At 63.4% G+C, this 15,585-nt stretch carries 16 protein-coding genes; 4 read left to right on the plus strand and 12 right to left on the minus strand.

Annotated features, from left to right (window positions below):
- Positions 1-238: 238 nt before the first annotated feature.
- From NKH17_RS19565 to NKH17_RS19620, 12 genes are all read right to left on the minus strand, one after another.
- Positions 239-1,783: a Do family serine endopeptidase gene (locus NKH17_RS19565; RefSeq protein WP_352805670.1), complete on the minus strand. Its 1,545-nt coding sequence runs from the start codon at positions 1,781-1,783 to the stop codon at positions 239-241.
- A gap of 116 nt (positions 1,784-1,899) precedes the next feature.
- Positions 1,900-2,364 carry a cytochrome c-type biogenesis protein gene (locus NKH17_RS19570; protein WP_352805668.1) on the minus strand — a complete coding sequence of 155 codons (465 nt, stop codon included), beginning with the start codon at positions 2,362-2,364 and terminating at the stop codon, positions 1,900-1,902.
- Positions 2,361-4,349, minus strand: coding sequence for a heme lyase CcmF/NrfE family subunit (locus tag NKH17_RS19575; RefSeq protein ID WP_352896920.1), 1,989 nt, complete (start codon positions 4,347-4,349; stop codon positions 2,361-2,363). The genes NKH17_RS19570 and NKH17_RS19575 overlap by 4 nt, the downstream gene beginning before the upstream one ends.
- 71 nt (positions 4,350-4,420) lie before the next feature.
- Entirely contained in the window at positions 4,421-4,864 is a 444-nt protein-coding gene (ccmE, locus tag NKH17_RS19580; RefSeq protein ID WP_352805662.1) for a cytochrome c maturation protein CcmE, read from the minus strand.
- A 3-nt stretch (positions 4,865-4,867) separates the two neighbouring features.
- Positions 4,868-6,004 carry a c-type cytochrome biogenesis protein CcmI gene (ccmI, locus tag NKH17_RS19585; protein WP_352896922.1) on the minus strand — a complete coding sequence of 379 codons (1,137 nt, stop codon included), beginning with the start codon at positions 6,002-6,004 and terminating at the stop codon, positions 4,868-4,870.
- Positions 6,005-6,125: 121 nt separating this feature from the next.
- A complete protein-coding gene (locus NKH17_RS19590; protein ID WP_352647234.1) occupies positions 6,126-6,560 on the minus strand; it encodes an RT0821/Lpp0805 family surface protein in 435 nt (144 codons plus the stop codon).
- Positions 6,561-6,669: 109 nt separating this feature from the next.
- Positions 6,670-8,010 (minus strand): ATP-binding protein, encoded by a 1,341-nt coding sequence (locus NKH17_RS19595; protein ID WP_502910613.1) that lies wholly within the window; start codon positions 8,008-8,010, stop codon positions 6,670-6,672.
- Positions 8,011-8,092: 82 nt separating this feature from the next.
- The gene (locus NKH17_RS19600) at positions 8,093-8,758 is read right to left on the minus strand and encodes a response regulator transcription factor (protein ID WP_023718390.1); all 666 of its coding nucleotides are present in this window, start codon (positions 8,756-8,758) and stop codon (positions 8,093-8,095) included.
- Between the two features lie 64 nt (positions 8,759-8,822).
- Entirely contained in the window at positions 8,823-9,122 is a 300-nt protein-coding gene (locus tag NKH17_RS19605) for a hypothetical protein (protein WP_352479531.1), read from the minus strand.
- Positions 9,123-9,496: 374 nt separating this feature from the next.
- Positions 9,497-9,907, minus strand: coding sequence for a DUF3168 domain-containing protein (locus NKH17_RS19610; RefSeq protein WP_352896925.1), 411 nt, complete (start codon positions 9,905-9,907; stop codon positions 9,497-9,499).
- A 266-nt stretch (positions 9,908-10,173) separates the two neighbouring features.
- Entirely contained in the window at positions 10,174-10,440 is a 267-nt protein-coding gene (locus tag NKH17_RS19615; RefSeq protein WP_254819951.1) for a DUF1488 family protein, read from the minus strand.
- A complete protein-coding gene (locus NKH17_RS19620; protein ID WP_352647226.1) occupies positions 10,437-10,709 on the minus strand; it encodes a hypothetical protein in 273 nt (90 codons plus the stop codon). Before NKH17_RS19620 ends, NKH17_RS19615 begins: the two co-directional genes overlap by 4 nt.
- Positions 10,710-10,953: 244 nt before the next feature.
- Between NKH17_RS19620 and NKH17_RS19625 the strand changes: the two genes are divergently transcribed.
- The 4 genes from NKH17_RS19625 (at position 10,954) to NKH17_RS19640 (ending at position 15,568) form a co-directional block, all read left to right on the plus strand.
- Positions 10,954-11,292: a co-chaperone GroES gene (locus NKH17_RS19625; RefSeq protein WP_254819949.1), complete on the plus strand. Its 339-nt coding sequence runs from the start codon at positions 10,954-10,956 to the stop codon at positions 11,290-11,292.
- Between the two features lie 99 nt (positions 11,293-11,391).
- Entirely contained in the window at positions 11,392-13,011 is a 1,620-nt protein-coding gene (groL, locus tag NKH17_RS19630) for a chaperonin GroEL (protein ID WP_352896927.1), read from the plus strand.
- Between the two features lie 82 nt (positions 13,012-13,093).
- Positions 13,094-13,255, plus strand: coding sequence for a hypothetical protein (locus tag NKH17_RS19635; protein ID WP_352479526.1), 162 nt, complete (start codon positions 13,094-13,096; stop codon positions 13,253-13,255).
- Between the two features lie 153 nt (positions 13,256-13,408).
- Positions 13,409-15,568, plus strand: a complete 2,160-nt coding sequence (locus tag NKH17_RS19640; protein WP_352896929.1) for a transglycosylase domain-containing protein — start codon at positions 13,409-13,411, stop codon at positions 15,566-15,568.
- Positions 15,569-15,585 lie beyond the last annotated feature (17 nt).

The raw sequence follows: 15,585 nt of genomic DNA on the forward strand, positions 1-15,585 counted from the left end.
CGTGGCCTTCTCCATGGCGTATCGCGAACAAAGTGATTCAGGGATACGCGGTAAGTCTTTGTTTTAGCATGTCGTAGCCTAAAACCGCTTCACGCTTTGAGCGACATGTTCGAGCGGCAGCGGGCGATGGGAAGCCCGCTGCCGCTGGGGCGGAACACGATGACTGACTAACGTATTCAGGCCCCGTGCTTTCCCGTGCGGCGGCTCGGGGGTGTTGAAAACCGCCGCACCGGAAAAGTCAGCCCTTGGCGACAGGCAGTGCGACGAAGCGGTTACTGTCGTCGCGGGTGATCTGCATCAACACCGCTTTGCGGCCGGACTTCACCGCGTCGGCCATCGCCTTGTCGACGTCGGCGGTGCCGCTCACTTCCGTCGAATTGACGGAGGTGATGACGTCGCCGGGCTGGATGCCGCGATCGGCGGCATCGCTGTCGGGGTCGACGTCGGTCACCACAAGTCCCTTGCCATTTTCGGACTTGGTAACGGTCAGGCCGAGATCGGCGAGCGTGTCGGTCTTCGGTGCCGGAGCAGGCTGCTGGTCGGCCGAGGCCTGCTTGTCGCTCGACGGCAGCTTGCCAAGGTCGACCTTGACCGCCTCGCTCTTGCCGTTGCGCCACACCGTGACGTCGACCGATTTGCCGGGCGGGTAAGCGCCAATCAGTCGGGCGAGTTCCTTCGGCGAAGCAACGTCCTTGCCGTCCACCTGGGTGATCACGTCACCGGCGGTGATGCCGGCCTTCTTGCCGGGACCGTTGTCCTGCGCGCTGGCAACGAGCGCGCCCTTGCCGGACCCAAGGCCAAGCGACTCGGCGATTTCAGGTGTGACCGGCTGGATTTCGACGCCGAGCCAGCCGCGCTGGACGGTACCGTTCCTCATCAGGTCCTGCACGACCTGCTTGGCGGTCGAAGCGGGAATGTCGAAGGCAATGCCGACGCTGCCGCCCGACGGCGAGAAGATCGCGGTGTTGATGCCGACAACCTGGCCGTTGAGGTTGAAGGTCGGGCCACCCGAATTGCCGCGGTTCACCGAGGCGTCGATCTGGATGAAGTCGTCATAGGGACCGGCGCCGATATCGCGGCCGCGGGCCGAAACGATGCCTGCGGTAACCGTGCCGCCGAGGCCGAACGGATTGCCGACAGCCACCACCCAGTCGCCGACGCGAACCTTGGAATCATCGGCGAAGTCTACATAGGTGAACCTGTTGCCGTCATCGACCTTGAGCACGGCAAGATCGGTGCGCGGATCGGTGCCGATCAGCTTGGCGTCGAGTTCCTTGCCGTCATTGGTCACCACGGTGAAGGCGGTCCCCTCCTCGACGACATGGTTGTTGGTGACGAGATAGCCGTCATCGGAGATGAAGAAACCCGACCCTTGCGCCACCGGCCGCGGCTGGTCGTTGTTGCGGTCACGATGTCCAAAACGGCGCATTCCGTTCGGGCCCTGATCGCCAAAGCCGCGGAATTCGCGGAAGAAACGCCGCAGCTGCGGGTTATCGGGAAGATTGCCTAAGCCGTCCTCGTCGTCCATCTGGTCGGAACCGTCATCCGCCGTCGGCTGGATCTTGGCCTTGACGCGCACGCTGACAACCGCCGGCGAAACGCGCTCGACCACATCGGCGAAGCTTGGGACCTGCGGTGCCTCGACACGCACGGCGTCGGCCAGCACCGGGGCTGTCCCGGTGGCAACGGCGCCGAAGCCGATCGCGCCGGCAATGGCCAGGGATGCGGCTGTGGCCAGCAGGCGTTTGCGAGTGCGAAGAGATGAATTGGGGGCAACATTCATGGTTCTCGTATCCTCTTTTCAAGGGACGCCCCTTGGTTGGCATCCTCGACAGAGGAAATAGAGAGCCGCACATTACGGCGCCATTTCCGGTACATGAAACTTTCGTAATGTATCGATCAATCGCGGCGGAGTATCGCGTCCAACGCCGCCTGCTCGTCCGCGGTCAGGGCATTTGTCGCCGTCGAGCGGCGCGAGCGGGCGGCCAGCAGGATAAACGTCGCGCCAACGAGCAGCAGAACGATCGGCGTGCCCCAGAGCAAGGCATTGCGCAGATTGAAGCGTGGCTTCAGCAGCACGAACTCGCCGTAGCGCGAAACGACATAGTCCATCACCTGCTGATCGGTATCGCCGGCGACCAGGCGCTGGCGCACAAGGATGCGCAGGTCACGGGCAAGATCGGCATCGGACTCGTCGATCGACTGGTTCTGGCAGACCATGCAGCGCAGGCCTTCCGACAAAGCGCGCGCCCTCGCCTCGAGTGCCGGGTTGGCGAGCACCTCATCGGGCTTGACCGCCTGCGCGGCGCCGGCGAACAACAGCGCCAGCAGCAGGATCAGCGAGGCCAGTGTGCCCCTTCTCATTGCGGGCTCGCGGATGGCATGGCGCCCGCAGGCTTGCGGCGCGACGGTGCGCCGACGCGCAGGCGACGGTCGAGCAGCGACATCGCCGCGCCCGCCATCATCACCAGTCCGCCGCCCCAGATCAGCGTCACCAGCGGCTTCCACCACAGACGAACGACCACAGAGCCATCGCTGCCCTCGTCGCCAAGCGAAAGATAGAGCTGGCTGAAGCCGATCGTCCTAATGCCGGATTCGGTTGTGGTCATCTGGCGCACCGGATACGAGCGCTTGGCCGAGGTGATCTCGCCTGCGACGCTGCCGTCGGCGCCAAGCAGGGCGAAGCGGCCGCGATCCTCACTGTAGTTAGGCCCCTGGGCCGGGTAGAGCCCCTCGAAGCGCAGCTTGTGGCCGGACAGTTCGACGGTCTCGCCGGCATGCATCGACAGGATTTTTTCGGTGCCGAAGCAAAGCGTGCCGACAATGCCGAGCGTCGTCAGGCCGAGGCCGAGATGCGCAAGCGCTGTACCGAAGACCGAGCGCGGCAGGCCGGCGAAGCGGCTGAGCATGGTGGCTGGCGCGACGGTGCCGAAGCCGGATTTGACGCCGAGATCGGTGAGAGCGCCGCAGATCAGCCAGAAGGCAAGGCCGACACCGAGTGCCGCCAACACCGAAGCGCCATCGATGAACAGGGCTGTCACCAGCACGGCGAGCAGCGCCGCGGCGAAAGCCGCCATCAGGCGCTGGGCGACGGCAAAAATGTCGCCGCGCTTCCAGGCGAGCAGCGGCCCGAACGGCACGACGACCAAGAGCGGCACCATCAGCGGGCCGAATGTCAGGTTGAAGAACGGCGCGCCGACCGAAATCTTGCCGGCCGAAAGCGCCTCGACGGCGAGCGGGTAGAGCGTGCCGACCAGCACGGTGGCGGTGGCGGTGGTCAGGAACAGATTGTTCAGGACCAGCGCGCCTTCGCGCGAGATCGGGTGAAACAGGCCGCCGGCCGTCAGCCGGGAGGCGCGCAAGGCAAACAGCGCCAGCGAGCCGCCGATGAACAGCGTCAGGATGCAGAGGATGAAAACGCCGCGCGTCGGATCGGTGGCGAATGCGTGCACCGAGGTCAGCACGCCGGAACGCACCAGGAAGGTGCCGAGCAGCGACAGTGAGAAGGTCAGGATCGCCAGAAGCAGCGTCCAGATCTTCAGCGCCGAGCGCTTTTCCATGACGATCGCCGAATGCAGCAGCGCCGTGCCCGCCAGCCACGGCATGAAGGATGCGTTCTCGACCGGATCCCAGAACCAGAAGCCGCCCCAGCCGAGCTCGTAATAGGCCCAATAGGAGCCCATGGCGATGCCGCCGGTGAGGAACATCCAGGCAACCAATGTCCACGGCCTTACCCAGCGCGCCCACGAAGCGTCGATGCGGCCCTCGATGAGGGCAGCGACCGAGAAGGAAAAGCAGATCGAGAAACCGACATAGCCAAGATAGAGCAGCGGCGGATGGATGGCGAGGCCGAGGTCCTGCAGGATCGGGTTGAGATCGCGGCCCTCGATTGGCGCCGGATTGAGCCTGACGAACGGGTTCGACGTCGTCAGGATGAACAGAAAGAACGTGGCGCCGATCGCTCCCTGCACGGCAAGCACATTGGCCCGGAGCGTCGCCGGAAGATTGCCGCCGAAGACGGCGACAAGCGCGCCGAAGAAGGTCAGGATCAGCACCCAGAGCAGCATCGAACCTTCGTGATTGCCCCAGGTTCCGGTGATCTTGTAGATCAGCGGCTGCAGCGAATGCGAGTTCTCCCAGACGCTCTCAACCGAAAAATCGGACCCTGCATAGGCGGTCGCCAGCGCTACGAAGGACAGCGCCGTCAAGGCAAAGCCGGTCAGCGCGGCGGGTGCGCCGACGGCCATCATCTTGTGGTTGCCGGTGCGCGCGCCGAACACCGGCACCACCGTCTGCACCAAGGCCAGCGCAAACGCCAGGACCAGGGCGAAATGTCCGGTTTCAACCATTGTCGCCGCGCCCGCTAGATCTTGCCGCAGGTTCTTGCCGCAAAACCGTGGAACACTTTTGCGGAACCTGCTCAGTCACTCTTGCTCTCCTGCCACACGCCCTTGGCCTTGAGGCCGTCGGCCACTTCCTTGGGCATATAGGTCTCGTCATGCTTGGCGAGCACGCTGTCGGCGACAAAGATCCCATCGGGGCCAAACGAGCCTTCGGTGATTACGCCCTGCCCTTCCCGGAAAAGGTCGGGAAGAATGCCGGTATAGGTAACCTTGACGTCCTTCTGGTTATCGGTCACCGAAAAGGCGACGGTGGCGCCTTGGCTACGCTCGACCGTGCCTTTTTCGACGAGGCCGCCGAGCCTGATGCGCTGGCCCGGCTGAAGGCTGGCGGTAGCCAGATCAGCCGGCATGTAGAAATAGGAGGCCTTCTGGCCGAGCGCATAGAAGGTCAGCCCGGTTGCAACACCGAGAAACGCCAGCCCCGCGACGATCACCGACAGTCGTTTCTGCTTGCGCGTCATCGTCTACTCCGTCGCCGTCACGCCGAGCGAGGCGGCAAAGGCGGTGAATTTCCTGGCCTGGTCGCTATCGGCGCCAAAGACAGCAATACCGCGATTGAGCGCGTCACGTGCCTGATCTGTCTTGCCCAGCACGACATAAGAACGAACGAGTTGCATCCACCCTTCCTCGTCGCGCGGATTTTGCCGAAGCTTTTCGTCGAGGCCGGCAACCATAGTGCTGATCATGGCTTGCCGGTCCTGCGGCGACATCGAGGAAGCAGCATCGATATCCTCGGCGCTCGGCCCTTTCGCAGGCCCCTCCGAAGCGACGCTGCGGGCGGCGGATTCGGCCAGCGCCTGCTCGACGGCGCCGCGCCACGGCGAGCCCTGCGGCAAGGCGGCCAGCATCTTTTGCCAGGCCGCCGTGGCTTCAGCTATGCGGCCCTCCTGTGCCATGCCCATGGCGAGATAGAACGCGGCCTTCGGATTGGCCGGATCGAGCTTCAACGCCGCCTCGAACGCAGCCTGCGCTTCGGCCGAGACAATGCCGCCGGCCGCATTGGCGATCGCCTCGCCAAGACCCGCCTGACGGGCGGCGCTGTCGCCGTCGAGGCGGATGGCGTTGCGATAGGCGGTCACCGCATCGGCGTATCGCTGCATGCGCAGATAGACCGGCGCCAGAACGTCCCAGCCACGGCCATCGGATGGGTTGGCCGCCAGGTGCGCCTCGGCGCGGGCTATCAGCTCGTCGACCGAGCTGTCGGCGGGGTTCTTGGCCAGGCGTTCGCTGAGTGGCTGCGATGGCAGGTCGGGTGAGCCGAGCTGGCCATAGAGGCCCCAGCTGACCAGTGGAACCACCAGCACGGCAGCCGTCGCCACCAGTCTTGTCGACCGCGACGGCTGCGTCGCCGTCTCGCCGGCTTGGCCGGCATTGCTCAGGCGAAGGATGCGGCGGGCGATTTCGGCGCGAGCCTCTTCGGCTTCCATCGGCTGGATCAGGCCACGCGCCATATCGCGGTCAAGCTCGGCCAGCTGGTCGCGATAGACTTCGAGGTCGTGATCGCCGGCAGCGGACGCGTTCTTCGAACCGCCAGCCAACGGCAGCAGCACCGCCAGGCTTGCGCCCAGCGTCAGGATTGCGGCTATGACCCAGAACAGCATGGCTCTTCCAATAGAATGAGACCCCTGCCCTGCCAACACAAGCGTGCTGCGACGCTTTGGCGGGGCCGAACGCGACGTGCTTTGGTGCCGATCGGGATCGGTGCACCAACGGCCGGACCAGCTACGTCAGCGGCGTCCAGCTGCCGTCGGCATTGCGGCAGGCGGTTCCGCGCGCGGTGGCGCCGGCGGTGCCGGTAAACACCGTATGGGTGTATTGCCGGCAGTCCTGCGATCCGACGCGATAGGGCTGGGCGGCAACCACTTCGCCGCGATGGGCCGAACTGTCGCTCTTCCAAGCCACTTTCTGGCCGCTCGCCGTGTATTCAAGCGCCTTGTATTCCGCCTCGAGCGCGCTGCGTTTCTCGGTCTCGCTCAGGCCGGCGCCGATAGAGCCGCCGACGAGGCCGCCGCCCATGGCGGAGATGATCGTCGTCGCCACCTTGGCGCCGCTGGGGGGCGTGGCGGCCGGCGTTGCCGTAACGGCCGGGCCCTTGCTGAGCGTGGTGCAGCCGGAGATGGCGAGCAAGGCGGAAACGAGCGCGACGCGAATCTTCATGCCAATACCGGCTTTCTTGAGCTGGACCGCCGCGCTGTCAGCAGGCTGGCGCGGCGATAATGTCGATGTTTGTCGGAAATTTGGCCGCAGCCGGCCACCTGGAAAAGCATTACTGAAGGCTCCGCAATCGAACCATCGCCTTCAATCCACCCATGACGGATCGTTCCAGCGCCAGAGAGCCTCCATACTCGTTGACAAGGTCGGCGACAATGGCAAGTCCGAGCCCGCTGCCCGGTTTCGTCTCGTCGAGGCGCCGGCCGCGCTGCAATACCTCGCGCGCCTTGTCGTCGGGAATGCCGGGGCCGTCATCCTCGATGGCTATCTCGAACAGGTTGGCTGAGCCTTCCGTGCCAGCGACGAGCTTGACCGAAACGGCGACCGCGCTCCTTGCCCATTTCATCGCATTGTCGAGCAGATTGCCGAGCAACTCCTCCAGGTCCTCGCGTTCGCCGGCAAAGACGATGTCGGTAGCCGGCAGTGAGAGCGACAGCGCCGTCTGCGGGTTGAGCTTCTGCAGAACCCGAACCATGCGCTGGACCAGCGGTGTCACCGGCGTTCGGTAGACGACGCTGTCGCGCTGCGCGGCGACACGGGCACGTTGCAGATAATGGTCCACTTGCTTCTGCATGGAAGCAGCCTGCTCAGCGATCAGCTGCCCCTTGGCGCCACCCAGCGCCCGCGCCTCGTTGAGCAGCACGGCAAGCGGCGTCTTCAGCGAGTGCGCCAGGTTGCCGACCTGCGTGCGCGACCGCTCGACGATACGCCTGTTGTTCTCGATCAGCGCATTGGTCTCGTTGGCGAGCGGCTCGATCTCGGCCGGGAAACGGCCGTCGAGGCGTTGCGCGGTTCCTTCGCGCACCATCGCAAGCGCATTCCTGACCCGGCGCAGCGGCTGCAGGCCGAGCAGGATCGCAATTGCGTTGATGGCGATCATGCCGACGCCGAACAGCGACAGATAGGTCAACAGGCGCCGCTGGAACGTAGCGATTTCCTGCTCGAGCTCGGTCTGGTTGCCCATGACACGGAAGCGCGCGGCGCGATTTTTCGCATCGAGGACGAACTCGCTCTCGAACACCTCCAACTGCTCGCCTTCGATGCCATCCGCTGAATAGCTGCGCTGGAAGCTGGCATTGAAGGGCACCTCGGCAACGCTTGGCGACGGGATCGCCTTGGTCATCGACGACGAATGGAGATCGCCGTGCACGCCTTCCGAGGCGGGCTCGACCGACCAGTACCAGCCGGAATTCGGCTCCGAGAACCTCAAATCGCCGAGGTCGGGGGCGCCCGTCAACTGGCCGCCTTCGGAAACGCCCACCGAGCCGATCAGGTTGAACAGATGCGCCGAAAGCAGGCTGTCGAAACCGCGCTCGCTGGCCTGGCGATAGAGCGTGGTGATCAAGGTGAAGATGACCACCAGAGTGAGGATCGCCCAGACCGTGGAAAAGGCGATGACGCGAAACGCCAGCGAACGCGGCCATGACCGCAGCGACGGCGTGTTCGAGACGGCGGGTCTTGTAGGAAGCGGTTCCGCGTTACGCCTCCGGCTTACGCATGCGGTAGCCCATGCCGCGAACGGTTTCGATCATGTCGATGCCCATCTTCTTGCGAAGCCGTCCGACAAAGACCTCGATCGTGTTGGAATCGCGGTCGAAATCCTGGTCGTAGAGATGCTCGACCAGCTCGGTCCGGGACACCACCTCGCCCATATGATGCATGAGGTAGGCAAGCAACCGGAATTCGTGCGAGGTCAGCTTCAGCGGCACGCCGTCGACGTCGGCCTTGGAGGCCTTGGTGTCGAGGCGCAGCGGCCCGCAGGTCAGCTCGGACGAGGCATGCCCGGCAGCGCGCCGGATCAATGCGCGCACCCTGGCCAGGATTTCCTCGATGTGAAAAGGTTTGGTGACGTAGTCGTCGGCGCCGGCGTCGATGCCGGCAACCTTGTCGCTCCAGCGGTCGCGTGCCGTCAGGATCAGCACCGGCATCTTGCGGCCGCCGCGCCGCCAGCGCTCGACCACGCTGATGCCGTCCATCTGCGGCAGGCCGATATCGAGCACCACGGCATCATAGGGCTCGGTGTCGCCGAGAAAGTGCCCTTCCTCGCCATCGAAAGCGCGGTCGACGACATAGCCGGCATCGACCAGCGCGTCGCCGATCTGCCGGTTGAGATCCTTGTCATCTTCGACGACGAGTACGCGCATGCGGAAGGCCTGTTGAAGCTGTTCAGATATAGGCCGATTCCGGCAGACTGGGAAACGGCACGGTTCAGTTCAGCGGAACGACGATCTCCGAGCGGCGGGGACGCTGCCCGTCCTTGCCCGGAACGAGCACGACGATGACGCAGACCGGCTGGCCGCCGCGTGTCGACTGCGAGGCCTTGGCCAAGGTGCCGCCATTCTGCTCGGCCACCTGCTGGCCGATCGCGTAGCAGTCGGACGCGGCGAGGACGACCGGCTGGGGCTGCTCGGGGGTGACAGCGGGGATCGCCATCGCTTGCGACGCAAGCAGGCCGGCGGCTGAGAGCGCCAGTGCCGCGGTCCGGAAGTGGGAGCGAAGGGTTTTCATGGCCAGCGTTCTAACGCGCCGGTGCTGAACGTGATATGAACGGTGAACGCTCGAATGCATGCCCGCCACACCCCTGAAGCGCGAGATTATCGGATTGCCATTTCGCCGCCCGTCTCGCGAAATCGCCAAAGTTTAACCTAGCCCTGCAATCCTTCGCCGACAACCGGCATCATCTGGCGGGCAGGACCATTTGGGAGGACGAAGCATCCGGCCCAAGGCAACCGATAGCAGCTCAGGCGAACCGAACCTGAAACAAAAAAAACCCGCCAAGCTGCGGGTCGTTGGAGCCAATTAGCACCATGCCTAAATTAGTAGCATAGCTGCCGGCACAAAGCAAGAACAAAATTGCCCGATTCGCGAAAAGTGCCCGGTGGTCAGCCGCCTTCCTCGATTACGGCGCGGAAGCGCAGCAGCCCATGATGGGCCGAAAGGTCCTCGTCGTAGCGGGCTTCGGCGAATTCGAGCTTGAGATGGGCGCGACGATGTTCGCCAAGCGAGAGCGCCGCATCTCGCAGGCGGGCGCTGACCAGGTCCATGATGTCGGTGGTTTCCTTGCTGGCCTCGGACTTCGACCAGACATGCAGCGTCAGCAACTGCTCGGCGTTGTTCTCCGTCCCCGTTGCCCAGTCGTAGACGCTGGTGCGGCCGACGGTCATATGGGGAAACGCAACATTCTCCGGCGCACGGTCGAACAATCGTGCGTCGCCCAGTGCCGCCGATAAATCGGGATCGTCGTTTACTGCCTCGAATATGGCCTTCTGCAATTCGACGGCCGGCGCGGTCATTGTCTTTGCCCTCGCCCGTCGCGTCGACCTCCCGGCTGCGTAGCTGCGTTGCATGACGGCATCCCGGCAAAAGCGCGAATCAGCGCGTCTCATACGGATTATGAACCTTCATGACCTCGGGAATAAGCCCTGCTCCTGGAATGCGCGACGCCCCGGCCCTCTGCGTCACGGACCCCTTGACCGGCTGAACGGTCGCGATGTCAAGCGGCGAGCGAAGGCGGACCGGAAGCCCTGAGAAAGCGTCTTGTGGACGGATTGCGACGGATCTAGCGAAAATCGGCCGCAGTCAGCACATATATGCTCCTGCGGGTGCGGGCATAGGCATTCCTGGCGACATCGTGGATCGAGTTGGAAGCCGTGTCGAAGGCTGCCAGGTAGGTAGCTTCTGAGGCCGCCGTTCCCGGCTGCATCTTGGAGATGGCATCGGTAGCGACAGAGAAGGAAATCTGGAACATGCCGTCATGGCCGACGAAGCGGATGCGTTTGCTTGCCTCGTCGTAGCTGCGGCTGGGATTGGGAAATGTCAGGCTCATGATTTCGCCTCCATCGATGCGGATACGGCCTTCTTGACTGCCCGTGACGCCCGCTTCTTCTTTGCGGCGACCGGATTCAGAGCTTCCGCCGCGCGGTCCGCCTCTTCCTTGGCCAGTCGCAATTCCCTCAGCCTTGCCGTTTTGATGCTCCTGGCCTTGGCCTCCGAGAGATATTCGGCAGTTGCTTTGTTCCGTTCCGCCGTCTTCTTCTGGTTTTCCATGAAGCGAGCCTGAGCTTTTTCCATGATGTTCTGATTGCCTTCGGCCATCGGTAAAATCTCCCTTGCAGCGAAAGTCATGACTGTGAACTTCATCGTAAAATAGGTGTTCAAAGACAGAAATTCAATTTCATTAATATTCGGCAGGACCCGAACACCAAGGGATGACCAGGCAAGATAATACGTTCAATATTTTATATGCCCTATGAATATTTTTTGGCACTCCTATCAATCGAGTGCCAAGGCGCCTATAGAGAGGGGGCGGCCGCCTAAGCCGGCCCCAGAAAGAGTCCCCATGAAATTCCGGCCACTCCACGATCGCGTCGTCATTCGGCGCGCCGAAAGCGACACCAAATCCAAGGGCGGCATCATCATCCCCGACAATGCCAAAGAAAAACCGCAGGAAGGCGAAGTGATCGCTGTCGGGCCGGGCGCGCGGGACGAAAGCGGCGCGCTGATCCCGCTCGACGTCGAGGCCGGCGATCTCATTCTGTTCGGCAAATGGTCCGGCACCGAGGTCAAGATAGACGGCGAGGACCTTCTGATCATGAAGGAGGCCGACGTCATGGGCATCATCGAAAAAAGCGAGACGGGCATCATCGACAAGACCGTGGCTGCCAAGAAGGCCGCCTGATTGGAAGGCCGCGCGCCCTCCCGCGCGCGCAAAGGACGCTCCGAGCTTTGATTCAGGCGCTGCAAGCGCCTTGCCACGACAACCGAACTGGAAAAGATCATGTCTGCCAAGGAAATCAGATTCTCCACCGACGCGCGTGACCGCATGCTGCGCGGCGTCGAAATCCTCAACAACGCCGTCAAGGTGACGCTCGGCCCCAAAGGCCGCAACGTCATCATCGATAAGGCCTACGGCGCGCCGCGCGTCACCAAGGACGGGGTGGCCGTGGCAAAGGAAATCGAGCTTTCCGACAAGTTCGAAAACATGGGTGCACAGATGGTGCGCGAAGTGGCCTCGAAAACCAACGACCTCGCCGGCGACGGCACCACCACCGCCACGGTGCTTGCCGCTTCCATCCTGCGCGAGGGTGCCAAATTCGTTGCCGCCGGCATGAACCCGATGGACCTCAAGCGCGGCATCGACCTTGCCATCAGTGCCGTCGTAAAGGAAATCCAGGCCCGAGCCAAGAAGGTCAAGTCCTCAGGCGAGATCGCGCAGGTCGGCACCATTGCCGCCAATGGCGACACTAGTGTCGGCGCCATGATCGCCAAGGCGATGGACAAGGTCGGCAATGACGGCGTCATTACCGTCGAGGAGGCCAAGACCGCCGAAACCGAGCTAGACGTCGTCGAAGGCATGCAGTTCGACCGCGGCTATCTCTCGCCCTATTTCGTCACCAATGCCGAGAAGATGCGCGCCGAGCTGGAAGACCCTTACGTCCTCATCCACGAAAAGAAGCTCGGAAATCTGCAGGCCCTGCTGCCCATCCTCGAAGCCGTGGTGCAAAGCGGCAGGCCGCTGTTGATCATCTCCGAGGACGTCGAGGGCGAAGCGCTGGCAACGCTGGTCGTCAACAAGCTGCGCGGCGGCCTCAAGGTCGCGGCCGTCAAGGCGCCTGGCTTCGGTGACCGCCGCAAGGCGATGCTGGAAGACATCGCCGTGCTCACCGCCGGACAGATGATTTCCGAGGATCTCGGCATCAAGCTGGAGAACATCACCATAGAGATGCTCGGCCGCGCCAAGCGCGTGCTGATCGACAAGGACACGACCACGATCATCGACGGCGCCGGCGAGAAGACCACCATCCAGGCGCGCGTCCAGCAGATCAAGGGGCAGATCGAGGAAACCACGTCCGACTATGACAAGGAGAAGCTGCAGGAACGTCTCGCCAAGCTGGCGGGCGGCGTTGCGGTCATCCGCGTCGGCGGCGCCACCGAATCCGAGGTCAAGGAAAAGAAGGACCGCATCGACGATGCGCTGAACGCCACGCGCGCGGCCGTTGAAGAAGGCATCGTTCCGGGCGGCGGTGTCGCGTTGCTGCGCGCCAAGGCTGTGCTGAACGGGATGACCGGAGCCAATGCCGATGTGACGGCGGGCATTTCGATCGTGTCGAGAGCGCTCGAAGCGCCGATCCGGCAGATCGCCGAGAATTCCGGCGTCGAAGGTTCGATCGTCGTCGGCAAGCTCGCCGACGGCAAGGATCACAATCAGGGCTTCGATGCCCAGAACGAGGTCTATGTCGACATGATCAAGGCCGGCATCGTCGACCCGGCGAAGGTGGTACGGACGGCGCTGCAGGACGCGGGCTCCATTGCGGCGCTTCTGATCACGGCGGAAGCCATGATCACCGACGTTCCGGCGAAGGAAGCCGCTGCTTCGCCCGGCGGCATGGGCTATTGACCAGCCACTGCCGGAAACAAGCCTGAAAGACAGCCTCCGGGGTATCTTCCCCGGCGCGCACCATCGGCAAGGAGATCGATCAATGATCGCATTCGTCCCGAAGCCAAATGCAGCGGCGAAAATCGAAGTGGCCGAGGAAAGCCGCTTCGATCGCATTCGCAGGCTTGCCGACAAGCACAGGAAAGCCAACGCCGGTATGATAGGCCGCGACCCGAAAAAGATCGCGGACAAGCGTCCCATGTGACGCCGCCGATCCTCAGCACCCACGCAAGCGCGGAACCTTCATCGCCCTTGTAGGCAGCACCAAAATGGACGAATAGTCTTGAAAGGCGCGCCGCCGTGAAATTGCCGGCATGCGGTTTCTCAGTTGGCGGCGTCGCCGCAGCCGGATCCTGGAATGGCCAGTCCTTTGGAACCACGCAAGAGAAGAGGTCCGATCGCCGCAAGGCTGCTGGCGGTGGATGCGTGGATCGATTCCTCTGCCTACGAAATCGGCTTCAGGGCGCGCCAGTTCTGGGAGGCGGCCACCATCTTCTCGCGGCGTTTCCGCGTCGGCGGCTGGCGCCGCGGCCTGATCGAACTGTTGAGTGAAGGCTTTACGCTCGGGGCCAGCGGTATCGTCGTCCTTTTGGCGCTGGCCTTGCCGGCCTTCCAGATAACCGCCGGCGACTGGCGCACGCAAGGCGACTTCGCCGTCACCTTCCTAGACCGCTACGGCAACGAGATCGGCCAACGCGGCATCATCCAGCGCGATTCGGTGCCGGTCGACGAGATGCCCGACCATGTCATCAAGGCGGTGCTGGCCACCGAGGACCGGCGTTTCTTCGACCATTACGGCATCGATGTGCTCGGCCTGTCGCGGGCGATATTCGAGAACGTACGGGCCAATTCCGTCGTCCAGGGCGGCTCGAGCATCACCCAGCAGCTGGCCAAGAACCTCTTCCTGACCAACGAACGGACCTTCGAGCGCAAGATCAAGGAAGCCTTCCTGTCGCTGTGGCTCGAAGCCAATCTGTCGAAGAAGGAAATCCTGCAGCTTTACCTCGACCGCGCCTACATGGGCGGCGGCACTTTCGGCATCGAGGCGGCAGCCGATTTCTATTTCGGCAAGAGCGTCAAGGACCTGAACCTTGCCGAGGCTGCGATGCTGGCCGGCCTGTTCAAGGCGCCGACCAAATACGCGCCGCACATAAACCTGCCCGCCGCCCGGGCGCGGGCCAATGTGGTACTGTCCAATCTGGTCGATTCCGGCTTCATGACCGAAGGCCAGGTGCTGCAGGCAAGATTACACCCGGCCGAAATCGTCGACCGCGGCGAGCAGAAGAGCCCCGATTATTACCTCGACTGGGCCTTCGACGAGGTCAAGAAGATCGCCGCCAAAGGCGGCCCGCACTCGCTTGTCGCCCACACCACCTTCGACGCCAATATCCAGAAGGCGGCCGAAGAATCGATGGAGTTCCACCTCCGCCAGTTCGGCAAGGAATACAACGTCACCGAGGGCGCCATCGTCGTCATCGAGACCAACGGCGCCGTCCGGGCGATCGTCGGCGGCCGCGACTACGGCGCCAGCCAGTTCAACCGCGCCACCAAGGCACTTCGCCAGACCGGCTCCTCGTTCAAGCCCTATGTCTATGCGACGGCGATGGAGCATGGCTTCACGCCGGATTCGGTGGTGTCCGGCGGACCCATCTCCTGGGGCAGCTGGTCGCCCCACAATTACAATGGCGGGTCGGCCGGCAAGGTGACGCTGATCACGGCGATGGCCAAATCGATCAACACCGTGCCGGTGCGGCTGGCCAAGGATTATCTCGGCATCAAGCCGATCAAGGCGATGGCGGAAGCCATGGGCGTCGAGTCGCCGCTGGAATCGCACAAGACCATGGTGCTCGGTACATCGGGCATGACTGTGATGGACCAGGCGACGGGCTATAGCGTGTTCGCCCAGAACGGCTTTGCCGGAACCCGGCACGGCATAAGCCAACTCTTCAACCGTACCGGCGAAGTGGTCTACGACTTCGCCAAGGACGCGCCGCCGCCGCACCGGGTGCTGTCGGAGCAGGCGCTCAAATACATGAACACCATGCTGGCGGCGGTGCCGGTGATCGGCACGGCCCGGCGCGCGGCCCTTCCAAACATCGTTGTCGCCGGCAAGACCGGCACGACGCAGTCCTACCGCGATGCCTGGTTCGTCGGCTTTACCGGCAACTACACAGCCGCCGTCTGGCTCGGCAACGATGACTTCACCGCGACCAACAAGATGACCGGCGGCACGCTGCCGGCAATGGTGTGGCAGCGGCTGATGCTCTATGCGCACCAGAATATCGACCTGAAACCGATCCCCGGTATCGATCACCCCTTCGTCGATGCCGAAATCGCCGCCAAGGCCGAGGAAGCGGAAAAGAAGAACGCCGAACAGGCAGCAGCCGATGCCGCCGCCGAGCGTCCGCCGGTGCTGTCCAGCCGGACCACCCGGACCCTGAAAGAACTGACCAGGCTTTTCCAGGCGGCACCCGTGCTCGACGCGCCCGCTGCACCGGAGACCCTGTCGGCGCTGTGACGGCCAATTCTGTGGGG

The organism is Mesorhizobium sp. M1334, from assembly GCF_040317995.1.
Lineage (GTDB): Bacteria > Pseudomonadota > Alphaproteobacteria > Rhizobiales > Rhizobiaceae > Mesorhizobium.